Source organism: Thioclava electrotropha, assembly GCF_002085925.2.
Taxonomy (GTDB): domain Bacteria; phylum Pseudomonadota; class Alphaproteobacteria; order Rhodobacterales; family Rhodobacteraceae; genus Thioclava; species Thioclava electrotropha.
On the sequence record NZ_CP053562.1, the window covers coordinates 3,063,830 to 3,085,771 of the forward strand.

22 protein-coding genes are annotated in these 21,942 nt (G+C 65.4%); 7 read left to right on the top strand and 15 right to left on the bottom strand.

The window, feature by feature from the left end; genetic code table 11:
- The first annotated feature begins 84 nt into the window (after positions 1 to 84).
- Genes ccmI through AKL02_RS14640 form a run of 3 tightly spaced genes read left to right on the top strand, consistent with a single transcriptional unit; the run spans position 85 to position 2,371 of the window.
- Positions 85 to 1,659, top strand: coding sequence for a c-type cytochrome biogenesis protein CcmI (gene ccmI, locus AKL02_RS14630; RefSeq protein ID WP_078541871.1), 1,575 nt, complete (start codon positions 85 to 87; stop codon positions 1,657 to 1,659).
- Positions 1,656 to 2,129, top strand: coding sequence for a Holliday junction resolvase RuvX (ruvX, locus tag AKL02_RS14635; protein ID WP_083079019.1), 474 nt, complete (start codon positions 1,656 to 1,658; stop codon positions 2,127 to 2,129). The genes ccmI and ruvX overlap by 4 nt, the downstream gene beginning before the upstream one ends.
- A complete protein-coding gene (locus AKL02_RS14640) occupies positions 2,126 to 2,371 on the top strand; it encodes a DUF1289 domain-containing protein (protein ID WP_083079018.1) in 246 nt (81 codons plus the stop codon). The genes ruvX and AKL02_RS14640 overlap by 4 nt, the downstream gene beginning before the upstream one ends.
- A 4-nt stretch (positions 2,372 to 2,375) precedes the next feature.
- Here the strand turns inward: AKL02_RS14640 and AKL02_RS14645 are convergent, their stop codons facing one another.
- Positions 2,376 to 3,476, bottom strand: coding sequence for an ABC transporter ATP-binding protein (locus AKL02_RS14645; protein WP_083079017.1), 1,101 nt, complete (start codon positions 3,474 to 3,476; stop codon positions 2,376 to 2,378).
- Positions 3,477 to 3,571: 95 nt separating this feature from the next.
- On the bottom strand, positions 3,572 to 4,351 hold the full coding sequence (locus tag AKL02_RS14650; RefSeq protein WP_078520291.1) for an SDR family oxidoreductase: 780 nt from the start codon (positions 4,349 to 4,351) through the stop codon (positions 3,572 to 3,574).
- A gap of 212 nt (positions 4,352 to 4,563) precedes the next feature.
- Between AKL02_RS14650 and AKL02_RS14655 the strand changes: the two genes are divergently transcribed.
- Positions 4,564 to 5,547, top strand: a complete 984-nt coding sequence (locus tag AKL02_RS14655) for a Hint domain-containing protein (RefSeq protein ID WP_083079016.1) — start codon at positions 4,564 to 4,566, stop codon at positions 5,545 to 5,547.
- Between the two features lie 131 nt (positions 5,548 to 5,678).
- Here the strand turns inward: AKL02_RS14655 and AKL02_RS14660 are convergent, their stop codons facing one another.
- Positions 5,679 to 6,497, bottom strand: a complete 819-nt coding sequence (locus tag AKL02_RS14660) for an inositol monophosphatase family protein (RefSeq protein ID WP_083079015.1) — start codon at positions 6,495 to 6,497, stop codon at positions 5,679 to 5,681.
- A 146-nt stretch (positions 6,498 to 6,643) separates the two neighbouring features.
- Positions 6,644 to 7,006: a helix-turn-helix domain-containing protein gene (locus AKL02_RS14665; RefSeq protein WP_078541876.1), complete on the bottom strand. Its 363-nt coding sequence runs from the start codon at positions 7,004 to 7,006 to the stop codon at positions 6,644 to 6,646.
- Positions 7,007 to 7,400: 394 nt separating this feature from the next.
- Between AKL02_RS14665 and AKL02_RS14670 the strand changes: the two genes are divergently transcribed.
- Positions 7,401 to 8,369 (top strand): NADPH:quinone oxidoreductase family protein, encoded by a 969-nt coding sequence (locus AKL02_RS14670; protein WP_083079014.1) that lies wholly within the window; start codon positions 7,401 to 7,403, stop codon positions 8,367 to 8,369.
- On the opposite strand, the gene AKL02_RS14675 is transcribed toward AKL02_RS14670, so the two are convergent.
- Entirely contained in the window at positions 8,360 to 9,250 is an 891-nt protein-coding gene (locus AKL02_RS14675; protein WP_165757018.1) for a LysR family transcriptional regulator, read from the bottom strand. The two genes, AKL02_RS14670 and AKL02_RS14675, sit on opposite strands and share 10 nt — an antisense overlap.
- Before the next feature lie 81 nt (positions 9,251 to 9,331).
- On the opposite strand from AKL02_RS14675, the gene AKL02_RS14680 reads away from it, so the two are divergent.
- Positions 9,332 to 9,562 (top strand): DUF1127 domain-containing protein, encoded by a 231-nt coding sequence (locus tag AKL02_RS14680; protein ID WP_078520581.1) that lies wholly within the window; start codon positions 9,332 to 9,334, stop codon positions 9,560 to 9,562.
- A 134-nt stretch (positions 9,563 to 9,696) separates the two neighbouring features.
- Positions 9,697 to 10,416: a Bax inhibitor-1/YccA family protein gene (locus tag AKL02_RS14685; protein ID WP_078541880.1), complete on the top strand. Its 720-nt coding sequence runs from the start codon at positions 9,697 to 9,699 to the stop codon at positions 10,414 to 10,416.
- 57 nt (positions 10,417 to 10,473) lie between these two features.
- On the opposite strand, the gene AKL02_RS14690 is transcribed toward AKL02_RS14685, so the two are convergent.
- The 10 genes from AKL02_RS14690 to araD form a co-directional block, all read right to left on the bottom strand.
- Entirely contained in the window at positions 10,474 to 11,448 is a 975-nt protein-coding gene (locus AKL02_RS14690; RefSeq protein WP_083079012.1) for a type I glyceraldehyde-3-phosphate dehydrogenase, read from the bottom strand.
- Positions 11,449 to 11,527: 79 nt separating this feature from the next.
- Positions 11,528 to 12,625, bottom strand: a complete 1,098-nt coding sequence (locus AKL02_RS14695) for a transglutaminase-like domain-containing protein (RefSeq protein ID WP_083079011.1) — start codon at positions 12,623 to 12,625, stop codon at positions 11,528 to 11,530.
- 69 nt (positions 12,626 to 12,694) lie between these two features.
- The gene (gene pstB / locus AKL02_RS14700; RefSeq protein WP_078520583.1) at positions 12,695 to 13,474 is read right to left on the bottom strand and encodes a phosphate ABC transporter ATP-binding protein PstB; all 780 of its coding nucleotides are present in this window, start codon (positions 13,472 to 13,474) and stop codon (positions 12,695 to 12,697) included.
- A 29-nt stretch (positions 13,475 to 13,503) separates the two neighbouring features.
- Positions 13,504 to 14,343 carry a phosphate ABC transporter permease PstA gene (pstA, locus tag AKL02_RS14705; RefSeq protein WP_083079010.1) on the bottom strand — a complete coding sequence of 280 codons (840 nt, stop codon included), beginning with the start codon at positions 14,341 to 14,343 and terminating at the stop codon, positions 13,504 to 13,506.
- Positions 14,344 to 14,346: 3 nt separating this feature from the next.
- Positions 14,347 to 15,315, bottom strand: coding sequence for a phosphate ABC transporter permease subunit PstC (gene pstC, locus AKL02_RS14710; protein WP_083079009.1), 969 nt, complete (start codon positions 15,313 to 15,315; stop codon positions 14,347 to 14,349).
- 78 nt (positions 15,316 to 15,393) lie between these two features.
- A complete protein-coding gene (gene pstS, locus AKL02_RS14715; protein ID WP_083079008.1) occupies positions 15,394 to 16,446 on the bottom strand; it encodes a phosphate ABC transporter substrate-binding protein PstS in 1,053 nt (350 codons plus the stop codon).
- 433 nt (positions 16,447 to 16,879) lie between these two features.
- On the bottom strand, positions 16,880 to 17,728 hold the full coding sequence (locus AKL02_RS14720) for an SMP-30/gluconolactonase/LRE family protein (RefSeq protein ID WP_108722415.1): 849 nt from the start codon (positions 17,726 to 17,728) through the stop codon (positions 16,880 to 16,882).
- Positions 17,729 to 17,752: 24 nt separating this feature from the next.
- Positions 17,753 to 19,270, bottom strand: a complete 1,518-nt coding sequence (locus AKL02_RS14725; RefSeq protein ID WP_083079006.1) for an aldehyde dehydrogenase (NADP(+)) — start codon at positions 19,268 to 19,270, stop codon at positions 17,753 to 17,755.
- A gap of 10 nt (positions 19,271 to 19,280) precedes the next feature.
- Positions 19,281 to 20,192 carry a Gfo/Idh/MocA family protein gene (locus tag AKL02_RS14730; RefSeq protein WP_083079005.1) on the bottom strand — a complete coding sequence of 304 codons (912 nt, stop codon included), beginning with the start codon at positions 20,190 to 20,192 and terminating at the stop codon, positions 19,281 to 19,283.
- On the bottom strand, positions 20,192 to 21,934 hold the full coding sequence (gene araD, locus AKL02_RS14735; RefSeq protein WP_083079004.1) for an L-arabinonate dehydratase: 1,743 nt from the start codon (positions 21,932 to 21,934) through the stop codon (positions 20,192 to 20,194). Before araD ends, AKL02_RS14730 begins: the two co-directional genes overlap by 1 nt.
- Positions 21,935 to 21,942 lie beyond the last annotated feature (8 nt).

The window sequence follows — 21,942 nt, forward strand, 5'->3', positions numbered from 1 at the left end:
CGACATCGAGTTCCATTCACGCGCTAGACCCTTTCGGCGCGGCCTCATCTCGCCTAAATGGGGAACGAAGGATGAGGAGACGCCATGCTGTTCTGGATTATCGCCGCCGCGCTCGTTGCGGTCATCGCGCTTTTGTTCGCCCTTGCGCTGCTGCGTGGGCGCGGCGAGGACGAGATGGCCCCTGCGGCCTCGTATGACGTGCAGGTCTATCGCGACCAGCTGCGCGATCTGGAGCGCGACGTTGAACGCGGCGTCACCTCGCGCGAGGAAGCCGACCGCGCGAAGCTGGAAATTTCGCGCCGGATGCTCGAGGCCGACCGCAAGGCACAGGCAGGCTCCGATCTGGGCCGCGCGCCGAAAGGGGCGACCATCGCAGTTGTGCTTGGCGTCGTCGTGATTTTCGGCGGGGCATTCGCGCTCTACGATTACGTGGGGCAGGACGGGTACGAGGACCAGCCTATCGGTGTGCGTCTTGCAGATGCCGACAAGCTCTATGACAGCCGCCCCTCGCAGGCCGAAGCCGAGAAAATGGCAAAAGCCCGTGCGACCGCCCCTCAATCCAACCCGGATCCGCAATTCCTCGCACTGATGAAGAAGCTGCGCGAAGCCGTGGCGAAAAAGCCCAACGATCCGAAAGGTCTCGAACTGCTGGCACGCAACGAGGCGACTCTGGGCAACTTCGATGCCGCGTGGAAGGCGCAGCAGCGTCTCGTCGCGACCAAAGGCGATTCTGCGACGGCGCAGGATTACGCCGAGCTGGGCGACATGATGGCCGTGGCGGCAGGCGGAATGATCACCCCCGAGGCGGAGAAAGTCTTCGCGACCGCACTGACGATGGATCCGAAGAACGGGCTGTCGCTCTATTATGTCGGCCTGATGATGCTGCAGAACGGGCGTGCCGACCGCGCGTTCCGCTTCTGGGACAGCGCGTTGCGCAACTCGGAGAATAGCGACCCCTGGGTGCCGATGATGCGGCAGAACATTAACGACCTGGCATGGCTCGCGGGCGAGAAGGACTACACCCCGCCCAGACCGCGCGGTGCCCCCGGTCCGTCGCAGGCAGACGTCGCGGCGGCAGCGGATATGTCGCCCGAGGCCCGTCAGGACATGATCCGCTCGATGGTGGAGCGGCTGAACGACCGGCTCGCGCAGGAAGGCGGCAGCGCGGATGATTGGGCACGTCTGATTTCGTCGCTGCGCATGATCGGTGAGGTCGACCGCGCCGATGCGATCTATGGCGAAGCGAAGGGCAAATTCGGCTCCCGCCCGGAAGACATGGCGAAGATCGACGCAGCCCATCAGGCGCCCGCCGGTCAGGCGCTCAAGGATATGGGCGGCGCCTCGGCGGGGCAAAGCGCACCGCAAGCGGCCCCGGCCCTCCCCGGCCCGAGCGCCCAGCAGATGAAGGACGCGCAGTCCATGACGCCCGAGGAGCGCCAGCAGATGATCCAGGGCATGGTCGACGGTCTCTTTGACCGGCTGACCACCGACGGCGGCACGCCGCAGGAATGGGCGCGCGTGATCTCGTCGCTCGCGACACTGGGCGAGAACGCACGCGCCAAGGAAGCTTGGGGCGAGGCGCAAAAGGCGCTGGCGGACAATCCGGACGCGCTGGCTCAGGTCGAGGCGGCGGCGAAATCGGCGGGTGTGGCGGAATGATCTGCGAGACGATCGAAGAGTTCGCCGAAGCGATCCCCCGCATGGGCGGGGTCGCGGGTCTCGATCTGGGCACCAAGACCATCGGCGTCGCGGTGTCCGACGGGCTGCGCTCGGTCGCGACGCCGCTCTCGACGATCAAACGCAAGAAATTCGGCCTCGATGCCGAGGCGCTTCTGAAGATCGTGGCGGAGCGCGAACTGAAGGGCCTGATCCTCGGCCTGCCGAAGAACATGGACGGAACCGAGGGCGCGCGTTGCCAATCGACCCGCGCCTTCGCCCGCAACCTCAGCCGTCTCACCGATCTGCCGATCGGCTACTGGGACGAGCGGCTGAGCACGGTCGCCGCCGAACGTGCGATGCTGGAGGCCGACATGTCGCGCGCCAAACGCGCCGAGGCGATCGACCACGTCGCGGCGAGCTTCATCCTGCAAGGCGCGCTGGATCGGCTGCGCTATCTGGGGGCGGCATGAACAATCCTTCCGACAGCGACGGCATCTGGAAACGCGCCGAGATCGAGAGCCCCTGCGTCAAGCTCTGCCAGATCCACCCCGAGGCGCGAATCTGCATCGGCTGCTACCGCACGATGGACGAAATCGGCGCATGGTCGCGGATGACGCCCGAGGCGCGCCGCGAAGTGATGGCGGAGCTGCCCGAGCGCGCGCCGCAACTGCGCAAACGCCGGGGCGGACGCGCGGGGCGGCAGGACCGCTGAGCGCTTAAGCGCCAGCCCCTTTCGCCGGGAAGACGAAGCAGCGGTCGCGGCGGATCATCAACCACATCGGCGTGCCGGGCTTCGGCAGGAAGACGTTCGGGACGCTGGCGCGCAGGATCGTGCCGTCGAAATCCATCCGAAACTCGACGAGGCTCTCGCGGCCCAGGAAGCGCGCGCGTTCAACGACGCCACGCGCGGGCGTTCCGTCCTGCGGCGTCGGGGCCGGGCCGCGCCCTGCCCGGTCGAAATCGATCTTCAGATGCTGCGGGCGGATCACGATGTCGATCTCGGTCCCGTCCGCGTGGCCCGGCGTCAGGAAATCACCGAAGGGCGTCACGGTCAGCGCGTCGTGCACCTGACCCTTGAGCACGTTCACATCCGAGAAGAACGCCGCCGCCGCGCGATCCACCGGCGCGTTGTAAAGGTTGTAGGGCGCGCCGCGCTGCACGATCTTCCCGCCGCGCATCAGCAGGATTTCATCGGCCATCCGCATCGCCTCATGCGGCTCATGCGTGACCAGCAGAACGGCGGTGTTTTCCTCTTTCAAAAGCGCCAAGGTCTCGTCGCGGATATCGTCGCGCAGACGCTCGTCCAGTCCCGAGAAAGGCTCGTCCATCAAGAGGATACGCGGCCGGGGCGCCAGCGCACGCGCGAGCGCCACGCGCTGCTGCTCGCCGCCCGAAAGCCCGTGCGGATAGCTGTCGCGATGCCGCGTGAGCCGCACCTTCTCGAGCAATTCCGTCACACGGGCGCGCTTCGCCGCTGAATCGCCCTTGAGGCCGAAGGCGATATTCTCGGCCACCGTCAGATGCGGAAACAGCGCGAAGTCCTGAAACATCAACCCGATCGCGCGCTGCTCGGGCGGGATACGAAACACCGTGTCGCAGATCAGCTTACCATCGACGTAGATCTCGCCCGTATCCTGCATGTCGACGCCCGCGATCAGCCGCAGCGTCGTCGATTTGCCGCAGCCCGAGGGGCCCAGCAGACAGGTCACCTGCCCCGCGGGGATCGCGAAGGACACGTCATCGACGACGGCCCGCCCGTCGAACACGCGGCCAAGCGCGCGAACTTCGAGGCGCGGAGGGGGTAATTGTGCGCTCATGCAGCGAAATCTCGACCGAAAGTGTCAGGCAATACAGGGCGGGAGATAACAGCCCCCCGCCCCCCAAGCAAGCCCGGCAGACCGGCAGGTCCGTCTTAGATCGAGATGTTGTTCAGCCCGCCGTCGAGCATCACGTTCTGCCCGACCATGAAACCCGCATGAGCCGAACACATGAAGGCACAGGTCGCGCCGAACTCCTCGGGCGTGCCGTAGCGGCGCACCGGGATCGTCGCTTCGCGCTGCGCTTTCGCCTCCTCGACCGAGATGCCCTTCGTCTTCGCCGCCGCCGTATCGAGCGACACCGCACGGTCGGTCGCATGCAGGCCCGGCAGCAGGTTGTTGATGTTCACGCCATATTCGGCGACCTGCCGCGAGGTGCCCGCAACGAAGCCCGTCAGGCCCGAGCGCGCGGAGTTCGACAGGCCGAGCTGCGCGATCGGCGCGCGCACGGATTGCGAGGTGATGTTGACCACCCGGCCCCAGCGTTGCTCGATCATGGCAGGCAGAACCGCCTGCATCATCGCGATCGGCGCGAGCATGTTCGCGTCGAGCGCCGCGATGAAATCGTCACGCGACCAGTCGCGCCAGTTGCCCGGAGGCGGCCCGCCCGCATTGGTCACCAGAATGTCGACCTCGCCCGCCGCGCTCAGCACCGCCGCACGCCCCTCGGGCGTGGTGATGTCGGCGGCCACGGGCGTCACGGTCACGCCGGTCGCGGCCATGATCTCGTTCGCGGTCGCGGCCAGCGCATCGGCGCCGCGCGCGTTCAGCACGATCTCGACGCCCGCCTGCGCCAGCGCCATCGCGCAGCCCCGTCCAAGCCCTTTCGACCCCGCACATACGATCGCCTTGCGGCCCTTGATCCCAAGATCCATCGCGCCCTCTCCTTTACTGTCATTCTCCGGCGTGCTCCGGCGGGGCCCCTCGCACGAAACACCGCGCGCCGCCCTGCCAGCTTCGCCTCGGACAGTAGCTTGCGCGCGGGGGAGGACAAGCGCGCTGTCGCCGCTTGACCATCGGGAGCGGCCCGCGGTAAGCCGATGCGATCCATCAGTTTCAGACGGCCCGGCAGGGCGAGGGAGAGCGCGTGTCCAACCCGAGCCAGATCGTTCACGTCTTCGAGGCCGAGGATATCTGGGTGACCTCCGGGGCCAATCATGGCGACGCGCTCGGTCTTGCCGAAGACTGCGAACCCGGCGACGTTTATCAGCTTCATCGCGCCGCCAAACCGCGTCGCCTCGTGCTGGCCCAGCAAGGGACCGCGCCGATCGTGGCAACCGGCTCCGAGATCGGCGCGCCGGGCGATGCGCTCGCGCTGATCGCGCGGCACCTGCTGATCACGCCCGAGGGCGACACGGTCGATATCCTGATGATCCGCCACGACGCCACGGACGCGCTTTATGCGCTGCCGCTTTCACCGATGGCGGCGCGCTTCGATTACACGCTTCTGGAAGCCAGCGAAGACCCCGGCGAGGCGCTGCTGTCGGACCTCGTCTGCGTGGCCTTCACCACCGGCACGATGATCACGCTGGCAGGCGGCGCGCAGATGCCGATCGAGCAACTCACCCCGGGCGCGCGCGTGCTGACCCGCGACAACGGTCCGCAGCCGGTGAAGCTGGTGGCGAAGGCGACGATGCGGGCACTGGCGTCTTTCGCGCCGGTCGTGATTTCGGCGGGCGTGCTGGGCAATGAGGGCGATCTGGTGATCTCACCCCATCATCGCGTGTTCCTCTATCGCCGCGGTGTGCACAAGCTGGGCGACACGTCGGAAATCCTCGTGCAGGCCAAGCATCTCGTCGATGGCGAGAATGTCTGGCAGCGCGAGGGCGGTTTCGTCGATTACTACGCGCTGGTCTTCGACCGGCACGAGATCATCTACGCCGAGGGCATTCCGGTGGAGAGCCTGATGGTCTCTGAGGCGACACTCTCGCTGCTTCCCGAAGAACTCGGCCGCGAGATCTCGAACCGCCTGCCCGACCTCGCCCATCGTCAGCATTTCGGCACGGAAGCCACGCGCGAACTGCTGGACCGGATCGGACGCGAGAAGCTGTTCCGCAAGCGCAAGGACTGAGGGTGGAGGGGCGCTGCCCCCGCTCTTCTCTGCCCTCCGCTCGCGCTTCGGGCGTTCGGCGGGGCGTCCTTCCACTGGAAGGCCGCTGATCCCGCCTCACCCCCCGGGGTATTTTTGCCAAGAGGAAGAGGTTAGCCGTTCAGCACGTCGAGCGCGGCGGCGTGGATCTCGGGCGACGCGGCAGCAAGCACCTGCCCGCCGCGATGGGCCGGGCCGCCCTGCCAGTTGGTGACAAGGCCGCCCGCCGCCTCGATCACCGCGATCGGGGCCGCGACGTCATAGGGCTGCAACCCCGCCTCGACGACCAGATCGATCTGGCCGGCGGCGAGCAGCGCATAGGCATAGCAATCCATCCCGTAGCGCGTCAGTCGCACCTGCTGCGACAGCCGCGCGAAGGCCGCGCCTTCGTCGGGCGTGCCGACTTCGGGGAAGGTGGTGAAAAGCGTCGCGCTGTCGAGCCCGCGTCCGGAGCGCACGCCGAGATCGCGCCCGCCATGCGGCCCCTCCAGCGTCGCGCGGCCGAAGCCACCGGTGAAACGCTCTCCGATATAGGGCTGGTCGATCACGCCCATCATCGGCGCGCCGGGACCATCCGCTTCCTCGGCGCATAGCGCGATCAGCACGCCCCATGTCGGCGTGCCCGAAAGGTAGCCGCGCGTGCCGTCGATCGGGTCGAGCACCCAGGTCAGGCCGCTCTCGCCACGGGTCACGCCATGTTCTTCACCGTAGATGCCGTCTTGCGGGCGGCGTTCCGCGATCAAGGCGCGCATCGCGGCCTCGGCGGAGCGGTCGGCCTCGGTCACCGGATCGAAACCGCCTTCGAGCTTGTTATCCGCGCCGATCCCGCCCACGGGCCGGAACTGCGCCAGGGTCTCGCGACGGGCGCAATCGGCAAGGTCATTGGCCAGCGCGGCGAGCGCCGCACGGGTATCGGTATCGAGATCAAGCATCGGTGTCCTCCCAGGGCCGTGCCGTCACCGCAACCGCCCCCCAGAAATGAGATAAGGGGAGCGGTAACCGCCCCCCTTCTCCGGGTCAAGCTGCCGACCGCCCCACATTCGGTCGCCAGTTGCGCCTAAACTCGTCCGCGTGGCGCTCAGGCCGCGTCGGACAGAACCTTGGCCAGTTCGAACAACCGGCGGCGCTGCGCCTCCGGGATCGCGTAATAGGAGCGCACGAGCGCGAGCGCCTCCTTGTCGGACAGAATATCCCCCGCCACTTCCGGTTGCATCCCGCTGTCTTCCGCGAGCCCCTCGAAGAAGAACGAGATCGGAACCTCGAGCGCATCCGCGATATCCCAGAGCCGAGATGCCGAAACGCGGTTCATCCCGGTTTCGTATTTCTGAATCTGCTGGAATTTGATCCCAACCTTATCCGCGAGCTGTTGTTGGGTCATCCCAATCATCCAGCGCCGGTGCCGGATACGCTTGCCCACGTGGACATCAACCGGATGCTTCATACTCTTTCCCCTTTAAGCCAATTTCACCCGCAAACTACCGTGCGCTGAGTGTGGCCTGCGCGGGTAAAATCGCAAACCTGTCCAAAAAGACAGGGATTTTGCGGCTTTCCACAGCACACCTAACCTAAAGGATAGGTCGCCCGCTATTCGCCTTCCGCGTGTTTTGCGATTTGCAAATCAGCGACTCAGGTGCCGTAGGGGAAGATGGTGGCGCTAACCGGTCTTTCACGAGGGATTGATTCGCGCGTCAACCCGCGAATCGGACCTGCCGCGGGGTCGCTTCCGACGCCGAATGTGCGGGCTGGTCCTGATCTTTCGCGCGGTTTATCACGGGCAACGAAGGGTCCGCCCGCTTGGCCGACCCGCCTCGAGACACAACCTGCCGGAGCATTCGATGCGCGCCTATGTTCAGACCGCCCCCGGGCAACGCCCCGAGCTGACCGAAATCCCCCTGCCCGCGCCGGGGCCGGGCGAGGTGCAGGTGGCCATCCGGGCCTGCGGCCTGAACTTCGCCGACCTGCTGGTGATCGAGGGGAAATACCAAGACACCCCCACCCCGCCGTTCACGCTCGGGATGGAGCTCGCGGGAGAGGTCATCGCGGCAGGCGAAGGCTGCACGCTCGCTCCGGGCACGCGCGTTACGGTCTTTGCGGGCCAAGGCGGGCTGGCGGAGGCGGGCAATTTCCCGGAAAGCCGCTGCACCCCGATGCCGGACGCGATGAGCTACGCGCAGGCTGCGGCCTTCCAGATCGCCTATGGCACCAGCCATGTGGCGCTGGAGACGCGCGCAGCGCTTGCTGAGGGCGAGACGCTGGTGGTTCTGGGCGCGGCTGGTGGTGTCGGCCTCACCGCGGTCGAGATCGGCAAGAAGATGGGCGCGCGGGTGATCGCCTGCGCGCGCGGCGAGGCGAAGCAGCAAATTGCGCGGGACGCCGGAGCCGATGAGACGCTCGACAGTGAGAGTGACGACCTCAAGGGGGCCATCAAGGCGCTTGGCGGCTGCGATGTCGTCTATGACGCGATCGGCGGCCCGGCGGGCGAAGCGGCTTTCCGCGCGCTGAAGCCCGGCGGGCGCTATCTCGTGATCGGGTTCGCCAGCGGCAGCCAGCCGAAACTGCCGTTGAACCACGCGCTGGTGAAGAATATCGCGATCCACGGGCTCTACTGGGGCGGCTATCTCAAGCTCGACCCGCAGGTGCTGACCGGTTCGATGGCGCGGCTCTTCGACTGGTTCGCTCAGGGCGGGCTCACCCCGCATATCGGCGCGACCTATCCGATGGAGCAGATCCCCGACGCGCTAGAGGATCTACGCGCGCGCCGCTCCACCGGCAAGCTAGTCATCGAGATCGGAGCTCAGGCATAGGCCTCGCGGAGCATGGCGCGAAACGCGTCGACCGGGTCGCCGGTCAATCGGCCCGTGTCGTAGAAACAGATGCGCGAGCGGCCGATCGCCGGCAGGCCGCTCTCGGGCCCCAGGGCCACGCAGCCCAGCGGGATATATCGCGACAGACGCACCGCGACGCCCATATCGGCCGCCACCGTTGCGCTCGCCATTTCGTCGGATTGTCCCTCGAAAGCGGATTTCGCCTCGATCCCGACCGATTCAAGCGCCTCCAGTGCCGCGTCATAGAAAGCGCAGCTTTCCTCGATCGACAGCATCAGAGGGCGCTCGCAAAAGGCCCGCCCGAGCTGCGCGCCGATCCAGACCAGATCATCGGAAGCCAGCACCTCGGCCTCGTGTCCGGGCTTGTCTTCCGTGGTCAGGATAATATCGAGCTCCCCCGCATCGAACATCCGGCGCAGCAGCGACGAACGGCGCGAAACAAGCTGCAGGCGCACCATCGGCCATTGCTCGGCCATCGCGCGCAGCAGGCCCGGCATTTGCGGGCTGACCAGATCATAGGGCAGACCGAACCGCACGGTCACCTCGGCATCCGCCGCGCGCAGTCGCGCCAGCGCCGCATCGTTCTCGGCACAAATCCGGCGGGCGTGGTCCAGCAGCGAGCGCCCCGCACGGGTCAGCGCCATCTTGCGGTTCGCCCGGTCGAAGAGACCTTTATCGAGCGCCTCCTCCAAGCGACGGATCTGCATCGAGACCGCCGATTGCGTCAGGTTCAGAAGTCGGGCCGCCTGCGTCACCGACCCGGTCTCGGCGACCGTGAGAAGCGCCCGCAACGCCGCGATATCGAGGTTTTGCGCCATGTCCGCCCAGTTTGCCCATCCATCACGTTTCGTGATACTCAATAGCACAATCATTCGTTTTCATCATCAATAAACTTGCGCCATCCTTCTTTGCAGGAACGATCTGCCACGGAGGATGAGACGATGACCTTCCTGACCCGGCGCAACGCCGCCTGCTGCGCCCCTGCCCGTCCCGCACGGCGCGGCTTCTTTGCGACCCTCGCTCGCATGGCCGCCTATCACCGGTCGCGCCGGGCGCTCGAGCGCCTTGATTCAAGGCTTCTCGACGACCTCGGGCTGAGCAAGACCGAGGCCGCATTCGAGGCACGGCGCCGGATTTGGGACGCCCCCGATCACTGGCGCGCGGGCCGCTAAGACAAAAGACGTGAAAACAGTGTGAAAGGGCGCATTTTCAGGCAGCCCCAAATCTTGAATTTCGGGGCTGCTCTGCCAATATCGGTACCGAAACCGGTCCGAGGGACGACCGGGAGATATAGTTGGAGGTGCTGATGGCTGATTTCGAAACGATGCGGACCCCCCAGGCGGGCACGCGTCAGGCTGCGATTGACGAGGGTCTTCGCGCACATATGAACAAGGTCTACGGGCTTATGTCGCTGGCGATGCTGGTGACCGGGGCCGTGGCGTTTGGTGTGGGTACGAACCCGGCGCTCGTTGCCGCGATCTTCGGCTCGGGCCTCAAATGGGTTGTGATGCTGGCGCCGCTGGCGATCGTCTTCGCCTTCGGTGCGATGATCAACAAGATGTCGACCAGCACGGCGCAGATCGTGTTCTTCGTCTATGCCGCGCTTATGGGGCTGTCGATCAGCTTCATCTTCGCCGCCTATACCGGCATCTCGATCGCGCAGACCTTCCTCGTGACGGCGATCTCCTTCGCGGGTCTTTCGCTATACGGCTACACCACGAAGCGTAACCTGAGCGCGATGGGCTCGTTCCTGATGATGGGTCTGATCGGCCTGATCGTCGCCTCGATCGTGAACATCTTCCTCGCCTCCTCGGCGATGGCCTTCGCGATCTCGGTGATCGGCGTTCTGATCTTCGCGGGCCTCACGGCTTACGACACGCAGAACATCAAGAACACCTATCTGCAGCTTGCTGCCAGCGACTCGGAGTTCATGGGCAAAGCCGCCATCATCGGCGCGCTGCAGCTCTACCTGGACTTCCTGAACCTGTTCATGTTCCTGCTGCAATTCATGGGCAACCGGAACTGATCCGCGCTCAAGCGAACACGACACGAAGCCCCGCCCATCCGGCGGGGCTTTTTCATGTCAGCCCATCCGCAGCGCCATATCCAGCATGCGGTTGGAGAAGCCCCACTCGTTGTCATACCAGCCGAAGACCCGGATCAGCCCGTGCTCGGTCGCCCGCGTCTCGGGCAGCGCCATGACGATGCTCTCTGGGCGCGCGCGCAGATCGGTGGAGACGAGCGGCTTCCCGGTCGTGCCGATCACCCCGCCCGCGCCTTGCAGCACGGCGTTAACCTGCTCGACGGTGGCAGGGTTTTTCACCGTCACCGCCAGATCGACCGCCGAGACCGACGCCGTGGGCACCCGCACCGCCTGCGCGATCAGGCGACCGGCGAGATCGGGGAGCACCTCTTCCATCAGCTTGCCCGCGGAGGTCGTCGTCGGCACCATCGACAGCGCGGCGGCGCGCGAGCGCTCCATCGGGCCGCGCGGTTTGTCGACCGTGGGCTGCGAGCCGGTATAGCAATGCACCGTCGTCATCGAGCCCGTGACGATCCCGAATTCCGCATCGATCAGCCGCGCAAGCGGCGCCAGCGCATTCGTCGTGCAGCTCGCGTTGGAGACGATCTTCTGCCCGTTCAGCGCCGCGTCATTGGCGCCCAGCACCACCGTGATCTCGGCCGCTTTCGCAGGCCCGGAAATCAGCACGCGGGTAGCCCCGCCCGCGATCCCCTGCCCTGCAATCTGCGGGCTGTCGGCGCGGCCGGTGCATTCCATCACCAGATCGACATCCGACAGATCGAGCGTGGAGATATCATCGGCCCGGTGCAGCGCGATCCGGGTGCCGTTGATCACCAGCGCGCCCGGCTCTAGCGCGACAGTCCCGCGCCACGGGCCAAACACGCTGTCATATTCGAAGAGGTAAGCGAGCATCTCGGGCGCTTCGATATCGTTGACGCCCACGATCTCCAGTCCCGGCCAGCGCGCAGGCGCCTCCGCCCAGGCGCGCAGCACCGAGCGACCGATCCGTCCGAACCCGTTTATGAAAACACGCATCTGGCGCACCTCCTGCAAACGCCCTTAGCGCCGCAGGGCGCCAAGGGAAAGTGCGCGATTGTCACCGATACGAGAGACTTCAGGCCGACAGTTCGTGCGCGGTGATCTGATAGGTGAAGTCCTTGGCGTCGAGATAGTCGCGGCGTTTGCCGTCGATCTCGGCCTGCGGATACATCAGGTAGGGCAGCTCCGGCCCGTCCGAGCCCGGCAGATCTACGTCATGGGCGTAGTTATAGCCAACCCAGTTGCCTTCCCATGCGCCGAACAGCTTCGCGCGCACGTCGACCACCTTCGGGTCTTTGAGCCCCAGATGGCCCTCGCCTTCCTGCAGCATCACCTTGCGCACATCGGCCGCGTCGGCAGGCACCCAGCCGAAGCCGCTGAGCCAAACTTCCGAGCGGCAATGCTGCGCGCCGGTGGCATCGTCGGATTTCAGACCGAGGCTCTTGTAGCCGAAGCGCGAGGGCGCGACGCGGATGCCATAGACGTCGCGCGCAGGCAGACCGGCAGCACGTGACAGCCCGACGAAGAGCGCGTTGAGATCGGCGCATTTGCCCGACAGATCGCCCGAGGTTAGCATGAAGGAGATATCGCCCAGACCGCAGCCCGGCGTCTTCGGGTTGCGCACGGTGTTCTCGACGATCCATTCGTAGATCGCACGGGCTTTCTCCAGATCGCCAGTCTTCCCGCGGGTAATCGAGTCGGCGGTCTGCTTCACGATCCCGTCGGTCGGCAGCAGCTTGGTCGCGGCGGTGAAGCGCGCGCGCTCGACCTCATCGAGCGGCGCCACGTCGCCCGGCTTACTCAGATCGACCACGAAGTCCTCCGTCTGGGCCTGCGTCGTCAGGGTCAGCGTACGCGGGCCGTCGGAGGCGCCCCAGACCGCATGCACCATCGGCGTGCCGCTGTCGGGCGCGTTCACGATCTGCACCTCGTCCGCGTCGCTTTCCCAGTTCACCGCGCCGGGCTTCATCCAGCCGTCGCCATGCACGGAGGGCACCGGCACCCAAAGCTGCGCGGTCTCGCCACCGCCGGGCAGGCTGACCTTGGTGACCAGCTCGAAGCTGCGCCAGCCCGTGGGCTTGGGGTCGAACGCGGCCATCGCGCCGCGCGGGCTTGCCGCCAGCGCCATCGAAGCCGCGCCGAGTTGCAGAAGACGCCGTCTGTTCAAAGCCATGTCACCACTCCGCTGGATACTGGCCGCCTTCTACGCCCGCGCCCCTGCAAGAACAAGGCGACAGTGCGATCAGCCGAACCGCCCGGTGATGTAATCCGAGGTGCGCTCGACCCGCGGGCGGGTGAATATCTGCGCGGTCTCGCCCTCTTCGATCAGCTCGCCCAGATACATGAAGGCGGTGCGGTCGGAGACGCGGCTCGCCTGCTGCATGTTATGGGTGACGATTGCGATGGTGAACTGCTCCTTGAGCTGGTGGATCGTCTCTTCCAGCTTGCCGGTCGAGATCGGATCGAGCGCGGAAGCCGGTTCGTCGAGCAGGATCACCTCCGGCTCCACCGCGATGGTGCGCGCCACGCACAGACGCTGCTGCTGACCGCCCGAGAGCGACTGACCCGAGCTTTGCAGTTTGTCCTTCACCTCGTCCCAGAGTGCCGCACCTTTCAGCGCCGCCTGCACCCGGTCGTCGATCTCGGATTTCGCGTAATTCGCGAGGCGCAGGCCGAAGGCGATATTCTCGTGGATCGTCATCGGGAAGGGCGTGGGTTTCTGGAACACCATGCCCACCTTCGCGCGCAGCCGGTTCAAATCGACCTTCTTGCCAAGGATATTCTCGCCATCGAGCAGCACCTCCCCCGTCGCGGTCTGCTTCGGATAGAGGTCATACATCCGGTTGAGCACGCGCAAGAGCGTGGACTTGCCGCAGCCCGACGGGCCGATGAAAGCCGTCACGCGGTTCTCGGGCAGGTCGAGATTGATCGATTTCAGGGCTTTGAAATCACCGTAGTAGAAATCGAGGTTCTTGATCGAGATGCGCGGCTTCGGCGCGGGATCGACCCCGTCGAAGGTCATGGGCGAGCGGTCGCGAATAAGGGTATCCATCAGTGTTTCTCCTTCTTGGAGGTGACGAGGCGGGCGACAATCGACAGCGCCAGCACCGCGACGGTGATGAGAAGCGCGCCTGCCCAGGCAAGGGCCTGCCAGTTGTCATAGGGCGAGAGCGCGAATTGGAAGATGGTGATCGGCAGCGAGGCCATCGGCTGCGTCAGATCGAGGCTGAAGAAGTTGTTGGACAGCGCCGTGAAAAGAAGCGGCGCGGTCTCGCCCGAAATCCGGGCGATGGCCAGCAGCACGCCGGTCACGATCCCCGCCATCGCCGCCTTGTAGGCGACCGTGCGGATCACGATCCAGCGCGGCCACCCCATCGCAAGCCCCGCCTCGCGCAGCTGATCGGGCACGAGGCGCAGCATGTCCTCGGTGGTGCGCACGACGATCGGGATCACGAGGATCGCCAGTGCGACCGAGCCCGCCAGCGCCGAGAAATGCCCGAGGCTGACGACGAGCACCTGATAGACGAAGAGACCCACGATGATCGAGGGCGCCGACAGCAGGATGTCGTTCACGAAGCGGATCACCTTCGACAGCTTCGCATAGCGCCCGTATTCGGCCATGTAGGTCCCGGCGAGGATGCCGATCGGCGTCCCGATTGCCACCGCGATCGCCGACATGATCACCGAGCCGAGGATCGCATTGCGCAAGCCCCCCGGCTCCATCGGCGAAGGCGTGTCTTGCGTGAAGACGGAAAGGTTCAGCGCGCTCGCCCCCTTGTAGAGCAGGTAGAGCAGGATCACGGCCAGCACGAAGAGGCCGAGCGCCGCCGCCCCCGTGGACAGCGTCATCATCACCGCGTTGACGGTCTTTCTGCGGGTCATCGAAGCCATGTCTTACGCTCCCGACTTTTGCTTCATGCGCTTGAGCATCCACTGGGCTGCGGCAAGCACGATGAAGGTGAGGATGAACAGAACGAGGCCCAGCGCGATCAACGACGAGGTGTAGATCGGCGTCGTGGCCTCGGTGAATTCATTGGCGATGGCTGCTGAGATCGTGGTGCCCGGCGCGAGGATCGAGCCCGAGATGCGATGCGCGTTGCCGATCACGAAAGTCACGGCCATCGTCTCGCCCAGCGCGCGGCCAAGCGACAGCATGATACCGCCCACCAGCGCGGTGCGCACATGCGGGATCACGATATGGCGGTTCACCTCCCAACGGGTCATGCCCATGCCGTATGCGCTTTCACGCAGCATCGGCGGCACCGTCTGGAAAATGTCGCGCGCGAGCGACGCGATGAACGGCAGGATCATCATCGCGAGGATCAGCCCCGCGGTCAGCATCCCGATCCCGTAGGGCGGGCCCGCGAAGAGCGTGCCGATCACCGGGACATGGCCCAGCGTGTCGATCAGGAAGGGCTGGATATAGCTCTGCATGAAGGGCGCGAAGACGAAGAGGCCCCAGATGCCGTAGATGATCGAGGGAATGCCCGCGAGCAGCTCGATCGCGATCCCCAAGGGTCGGCGCAGTACGCGCGGGCAGGTTTCGGTCAGGAAGATCGCGATGCCAAGCCCCACCGGCACCGCGATGACCATCGCGATGATCGAGGTGACAACCGTGCCGCAAAGCGGCGCCAGCGCGCCGAACTTATCGGTCACCGGGTTCCATTTCGCGGTCCACAGGAACGGCAGCCCGTATTCCTTAAACGCCGGCCACGCCCCCATGACGAGCGAGGCGAACACGCCCAGAAGAACCAGCAGCACCACTACCGCAGCGGCCAGCGTCAAAGAGCCGAATATCCGGTCGGACTGGGCCACCGGGCGCGTGCTCTTCACGCCGCTGTCGTAATCGCTTGTCGCCGTCATCGCGCACTCCACTCAAAATCGCAGAAAGGGAGGGCCGCAGATGCAGCCCTCCCCCGAAGGTGTTTATGGCAGGAAGGATCAGTGGTTCATCGACCAGACAGCGCTGCCGTCCTTGCCTTTGATCTGACCCCATTCTTTCTTGATCTGAGCCACGACGTTTTCGGGCATCGGGATGTAGTCCAGCTTGGCGGCAGCGTCGCCGCCGTTCGCGTAGGCCCAGTCGAAGAACTTCAGCGCTTCGGTCGAAGCCGCACCGTCCTTGGCATCCTTGTGCATCAGGATGAAGGTCGCCGCGGTCATCGGCCAGGTCTTGTCGCCCGGCTGGTTGGCGAGGATGACGCCGAAGCCCGGCTGGCTCGACCAGTCGGCATTGGCGGCGGCTGCGGCGAAGGCTTCGGCCTTCGGCGCGACTTTCTTGCCTGCTTTGTTGATCATGTCCGTGTAGGTCATGTTGTTCTGCAGCGCGTAGGCATATTCGACATAGCCGATCGAGTTCTTCGTCTGATCGACGTTCGCAGCCACGCCCTGGTTACCCTTGGCGCCAAGACCCACCGGCCATTCGACAGCGGTCGAGACGCCGATGTCGTTCTTCCAGGTCTCGTCGACCGAGGCGAGGTAATAGGTGTAGTTGAAGGTGGTGCCCGAACCGTCCGAACGGTGGACGACGGCGATCGCCGCGTCGGGGAGCTTCACGCCTTCGTTGAGCTTGGCAATGGCCGGATCGTTCCACTTGGTGATCTTGCCTTCGTAGATTTTCGCCAGCGTCTCGCCGTCGAGAACCAGCTCGCCCGGCTTGATGCCTTCGACATTCACGACCGGGACGATGCCGCCCATTACGGTCGGGAACTGAACCAGCGTGTTCTTCTCCAGCTCGTCGCCGCCCAGCGGCTTGTCCGAAGCGCCGAAGGTCACGGTGCGGGATTCGATCTGCTTGATGCCGCCGCCCGAGCCGATGGCCTGGTAGTTGAGGCCCGTGCCCGTCTTCTCTTTGTAGGTTTTCGCCCAAGCCGAGTAGATCGGATAGGGGAAGGTCGCGCCGGCGCCGGAGATGTCGGCGGCCTGCACCGCGGCGGCCGAAGCCAGCGTCGCACCGGCGATCGCGGCGGTGAGGGTGAGGCGGGTGATGAACATTGAACAGTCCTCGCTGTCAGAATTCGGATGCTGTGAACGCGGTAACGAAACTCGTCCCGTCCGCTGGGTGCACTCATGACGGGGCTTTCTGACAGCTATGTAACAGTCGCGATTGCGTGACAGAGCGTGATAATCGGGCGTTTTTAGGGGCTTCGGGATCACGACACGCCTCGGGCAAGAAACCCTGAAAACGGAAGATCCATAGGGCCTTTCACACGCCTCCGGCGATCACGCCCTTATCGCAACGCCGCGAGGCATGGGGCGCATACGGCGCCCCACGCGTAAATTTCCCCAAGAAAATGACAGTCTGCAGGCGATCTTTGTGACTATTTCGGCGTCATGAAACGGTCGCGAAGACCGGATTGCCCTGCCCTCGCGACTCAGAGTCGGCGTGCGGCGAGCGAACGCCGCACGAGCTGACTCGCGACAAAGGTTACAAGATCACGCGCGGCTCGGGCACGCCCACGAACGGCGCGCGCAGCAGATAGGACAGACCCTGATCCGCATCGGGATCGGTCATCCCCTCAAGCGCGCTCGTGACCAGCACGTCGCGCATATCCGCGCCCCCGAAGGCCGGACAGGTGCTGTTCTTCCCCGGCAAATCGAGATGATGGGTCATGCGGCCTTCCGCATCGAAACGGGCCACCCGCCCCGAACTCCAAAGCGCACACCAGAAGCCACCCTCTGCATCGACCACTGCCCCGTCAGGGTAGAGGCCCTCGGACGAGAGGTCGAGAAACAGCCGGCTCTCGCCCTCGGGCCAGCCATCCGCGTCCAGTGGCTGGCACCAGACCTTATGGCTGGGCGTATCGGCGTAGTAAGCCGTGCGACCATCGAGTGTGACGCAGATCGCGTTGGGGATGGAAATCCCCGAGACGAGGCGGCGCAGCTCGCCCCGATAATAGCGATAGATCGTGCCGCGTCCGCGTTCGGCCTCTTTGCCCATCGTGCCGAACCAGAAGCCGCCCTGCCGATCCGCCCGCCCGTCATTTGAGCGGGTGGCGGGATCGTCGGCCTCCACTTCGACGAGCGGCTCCAGCGTGCCCTCGCCGATGTGGAACAGCGACAGACCGGTCTCGGTCGCGAGGATCATCCGCTCGCGATCCACCCAGCCTGCCGCCGAGGCCATGCCCTCGAACTGCCATTCGAGCGGCCCGTTGGCATCGCGCGTCAGCAGCTTGCGGTTCAGGATATCGAACCAGAAGAACTGGCTGCGCTCGGGATGCCAGAACGGCCCCTCGCCCAGCTCGCAAACCCTGTCGTCAAACACGCTCATATGAATCCTCCCGCAATTTGCGGAAGCCTCTCACCCCTGCAGGTCTTCGGGCAAGAGGTTCTCGGGAATGTTCTGGAAGCAAACAGGCCGGAGGAAGCGCCGGATCGCGAGCGTGCCGACGCTGGTCGCGCCGAAATTCGTGGACGCCGGGTAAGGCCCGCCATGAACCATCGCGTCACAGACCTCGACGCCGGTCGGGAACCCATTCGCGAGCACCCGGCCCGCCTTGCGCTCCAGCACCGGCAGCAGCCGTCCGGCCAGCGCCGCGTCGCCGTCATCCATATGCAGCGTCGCGGTCAACTGCCCCGAGAAGCTGCGCGCGACCTTCAGCATCTCGTCGTCATCCTTGACGGTCACGATCAGCCCGAGCGGGCCGAAGACCTCCTCGGAGAGAACCTCGTTCTCCAGCCAGTCGGCGGCGGAGACGCGGAATAGGTAGGGTTTCGCCTCGCGCCGGTCGCAAACCTGAGTCAGGAGCTGCTGAACGCCCCCGGCCTCCTCGAATCGCGCGGCGCCCTTGCTATAGGCTTCGGCGATGCCGTCAGTCAGCATGACCTGCGAGCCGCCCGCCTCGAGCGCTGCGAGAGCCGCGGTCACGAAACTCTCGCCCTCGGTGCCTTCTTTGACCACGACAATACCGGGATTGGTGCAGAACTGGCCCGCCCCCATCATCAGCGAGGCCGCCCAGCCCACGCCCAGATCCTCACCGCGTGCCGCAATCGCTTCGGGCAGCAGGAACATCGGGTTGACCGAGCCCAGTTCGCCGAAGAAGGGGATCGGCTCGGGACGCTGCGCGCAAAGGTCGTAAAGCGCCTTGCCGCCGCCCAAGCTGCCGGTGAAGCCCACCGCCTTGATCAGCGGGTGCTGCACAAGCCCCTGCCCCACATCATGCGAGCCGCCTTGGACGAGGCTGAACACCCCCTTGGGCATTCCGCATTTCTCCGCCGCGGCCTTGATCGCTTCGGCCACGATCTCGCCGGTGCCGGGATGCGCCGGATGGCCCTTCACCACGACCGGGCAGCCCGCCGCCAGCGCCGAGGCCGTGTCGCCGCCCGCCGTCGAAAACGCGAGCGGGAAGTTCGACGCGCCGAAAACCGCGACCGGGCCGATGGGACGCTGGATCATCCGCAGATCGGGGCGCGGCAGCGGCTGGCGATCGGGCAGCGCCTTGTCGTGGCGACGGTCGAGATAGTCACCCTTGCGGATGTGATCGGCGAACATTCGCAGCTGACCGGTGGTGCGCCCGCGCTCGCCATTCAGGCGCGCTTCGGGCAGACCGCTTTCCTGCGTGCCGATTTCGGTGATCGCCTCGCCGCGCGCCTCGATCTCGTCGGCAATCGTCTCGAGGAACTTCGCGCGGGTCTCGCGGCTCGAATAGCCATAGTCCCAGAACGCCTCCTCGGCCGCCTCGCAGGCGGCATTCACCATTTCGACCGTACCCATGCAGAACTCGTGCGAGGGCCCATGCGCCGGGTCAGACGTGAAACGGGTTTCGGTCTTCACCCAATCGCCTGCGATCAGATGCTTGCCATGCGGGGTATAGGTCATTTGGTATCCTTCAGAATTCGAAGTCTTCAACAGCGGTGCGGCGGCCCAGCAGGAACGCATCGGCCACATGCACCATCGGCGCGAGATCCACGTCGGATGCGCCCTGCCGCACCAGCTCTGCCATGCGGGCATAGAGTGCGGGGTATTCTTCCATGATGCTCTCGGCACCCTCGGCTTTCGTGCCGCCGATCTCAAGGACGTTGCCACCAAGGCGCAACGCCATCGACCCGGCATCGGTTTCCAGCGCGATATCCCAGGTCTGCGGGCCTTCCTGTCGCCAGTCGAAATCGGCCTCAATCGCGCCGGAGAAACTCAGCCGCGCAGCGATGGGGGCCTGTCGGTTGGCGGGAAATTCCAGCTCCGCCGAGGTCAGATGCACGGGCGCGGGCAGGATTTCCGTCAGGATCGAAAGCGCATTGATGCCCGGATCGAAAACGCCCATGCCGCCGGGCTCGAACACCCAGTCCTGTTCGGGGTGCCATTTGCGCACATCCTCGCGCCATGTGATCCGGCCCGAATGCACCTCGCGATCCGCGAGCCAGGCCTTGGCGGCGGCCACCGCATGGGCCATCCGCGAATGCCATGTCGCGAACAGCGTGAGGCCCCGCGCAGAAGCCATCGCTTCGAGCGCATGCACCTCGGCCAAGGTCGCCCCGGGCGGCTTTTCGAGCATCACATGCCGCCCGGCCTCGAGCGCTGCGCGCGCAGCCAGAAAGCGCGGCACGGGCGGCAGGCAGAGGCTCACCACCTCGATCTCGGGATGGGCGGAGAGCATCTCCTCGATCTGCGTATAGGCAGGCCCCCCCTCGACCGTCCCATGCCGTGAGACCGTCGCGGCCAGTTCCCAATCCGGGCTGGCGGCGATTGCGGGCACATGCTGATCCAGAGCGATCTTGCCGATGCCGACGAGCGCGAGTTTCATCAGTGACTGTCCTTTCCGACCGGGTTGCCCCGGCAGCCAACGAGGAAATCGAGATCCGCCCCGGTATCGGCGCCCATCACATGCGCCTGATGCAGCCAGGCATAGCCACCATCCGGCCGCTCATGGCTCGGCTGCCACTTCGCAAGGCGCTCGGCCAGTTCCGCGTCCGAGATTTCGAGCGTCAGGCTGCGGTTCGGCACGTCGAGCGCGATCATGTCGCCGTTCTGCACGACCGCCAGCGGACCACCGGCCGCGGCCTCGGGCGAGGTATGCAGCACGACCGTGCCGTAAGCTGTCCCCGACATCCGCGCATCCGAGATGCGGACCATATCGGTGATCCCCTTCTTCAGCACTTTCGGCGGCAGGCCCATATTGCCGACCTCGGACATGCCGGGATAGCCCTTGGGGCCGCAATTCTTCAGCACCATCACGCAGGTCTCGTCGATATCGAGCGCGTCGTCGTTGATCTTCGCCTTGTAGTCGTCGATGTCCTCGAAGACGACCGCGCGACCGCGATGGGTCAGCAGATGCGGGCTCGCCGCGGAGGGTTTGAGCACCGCCCCTTTCGGCGCGAGATTGCCACGCACCACCGCGATGCCGCCCTGATCGGTCAGCGGCTTGTCGGCGGGCAGGATCACGTCCTCGTTCCAGTTCACGACGTCCTTGACCTCGTCCCAGATCGCCCCGCCGGAGACCGTAAGCGCATCCTTGTGCAGCTGCCCCGCCTCGCCGAGACGCTTCAGCACGACCGGCAGACCGCCCGCGTAGAAGAACTCTTCCATCAGGTATTTGCCCGACGGCATCAGGTTCACGATGGTCTTAACGTCGCGCCCGCAGCGGTCCCAGTCATCGAGCGTGACATCCACGCCAACGCGCCCCGCCAGCGCCAGCAAATGCACCACCGCATTGGTCGAGCCACCGATCGCGCCATTGGTGCGGATCGCGTTCTCGAAGGCCTGCTTGGTCATGATGTCGGAGGGTTTCAGATCGTCCTTCACCATCTGCACGATGCGCCGCCCCGAAAGCTGCGCCATCACGCGGCGGCGGCTGTCCACCGCCGGGATCGCGGCATTGCCCGAGAGCGCCATGCCGAGTGCCTCGGCCATGCTCGCCATCGTGCTTGCCGTGCCCATCGTGTTGCAGGTACCCGAGGATCGGCTCATCGAGGCCTCGGCTTCGAGGAATTCCTCCTGCGTCATCTCGCCCGCCTTCACGGCTTCGGAGAATTTCCACAGATGCGTGCCCGAGCCCACGCGCTCTCCCCGAAAATAGCCGTTCAGCATCGGCCCGCCGGTCACGACGATGGACGGAATATCGCAGCTCGCCGCCGCCATCATCAGGGATGGCGTAGTCTTGTCGCAGCCCACAAGCAGCACCGCGCCGTCCATCGGCTGGCCGCGGATCGTCTCTTCGATCGCGAGGGCTGCAAGGTTGCGAAACATCATCGCGGTCGGGCGGAAGGTGTTCTCCGAGGCCGAGAAGACCGGCACTTCGACGGGGAAGCCACCAGCCTCCCAGATGCCCGCCTTCACCTTCTCGGCCAGTTCACGCAGATGGCCGTTGCAGGGCGTCAGATCGGACCATGTGTTGAGGATGCCGATGATCGGGCGCCCGTCGAACAGGTCATGCGGATAGCCTTGGTTCTTCATCCAGCCGCGGTGATAGATCGTGTCGCGCGTATTGCCGCCATACCATTCCTGCGAACGCAGTTTGCGGGGCCAAGGGGCGGGAGTGAAAGCCATATCGGACC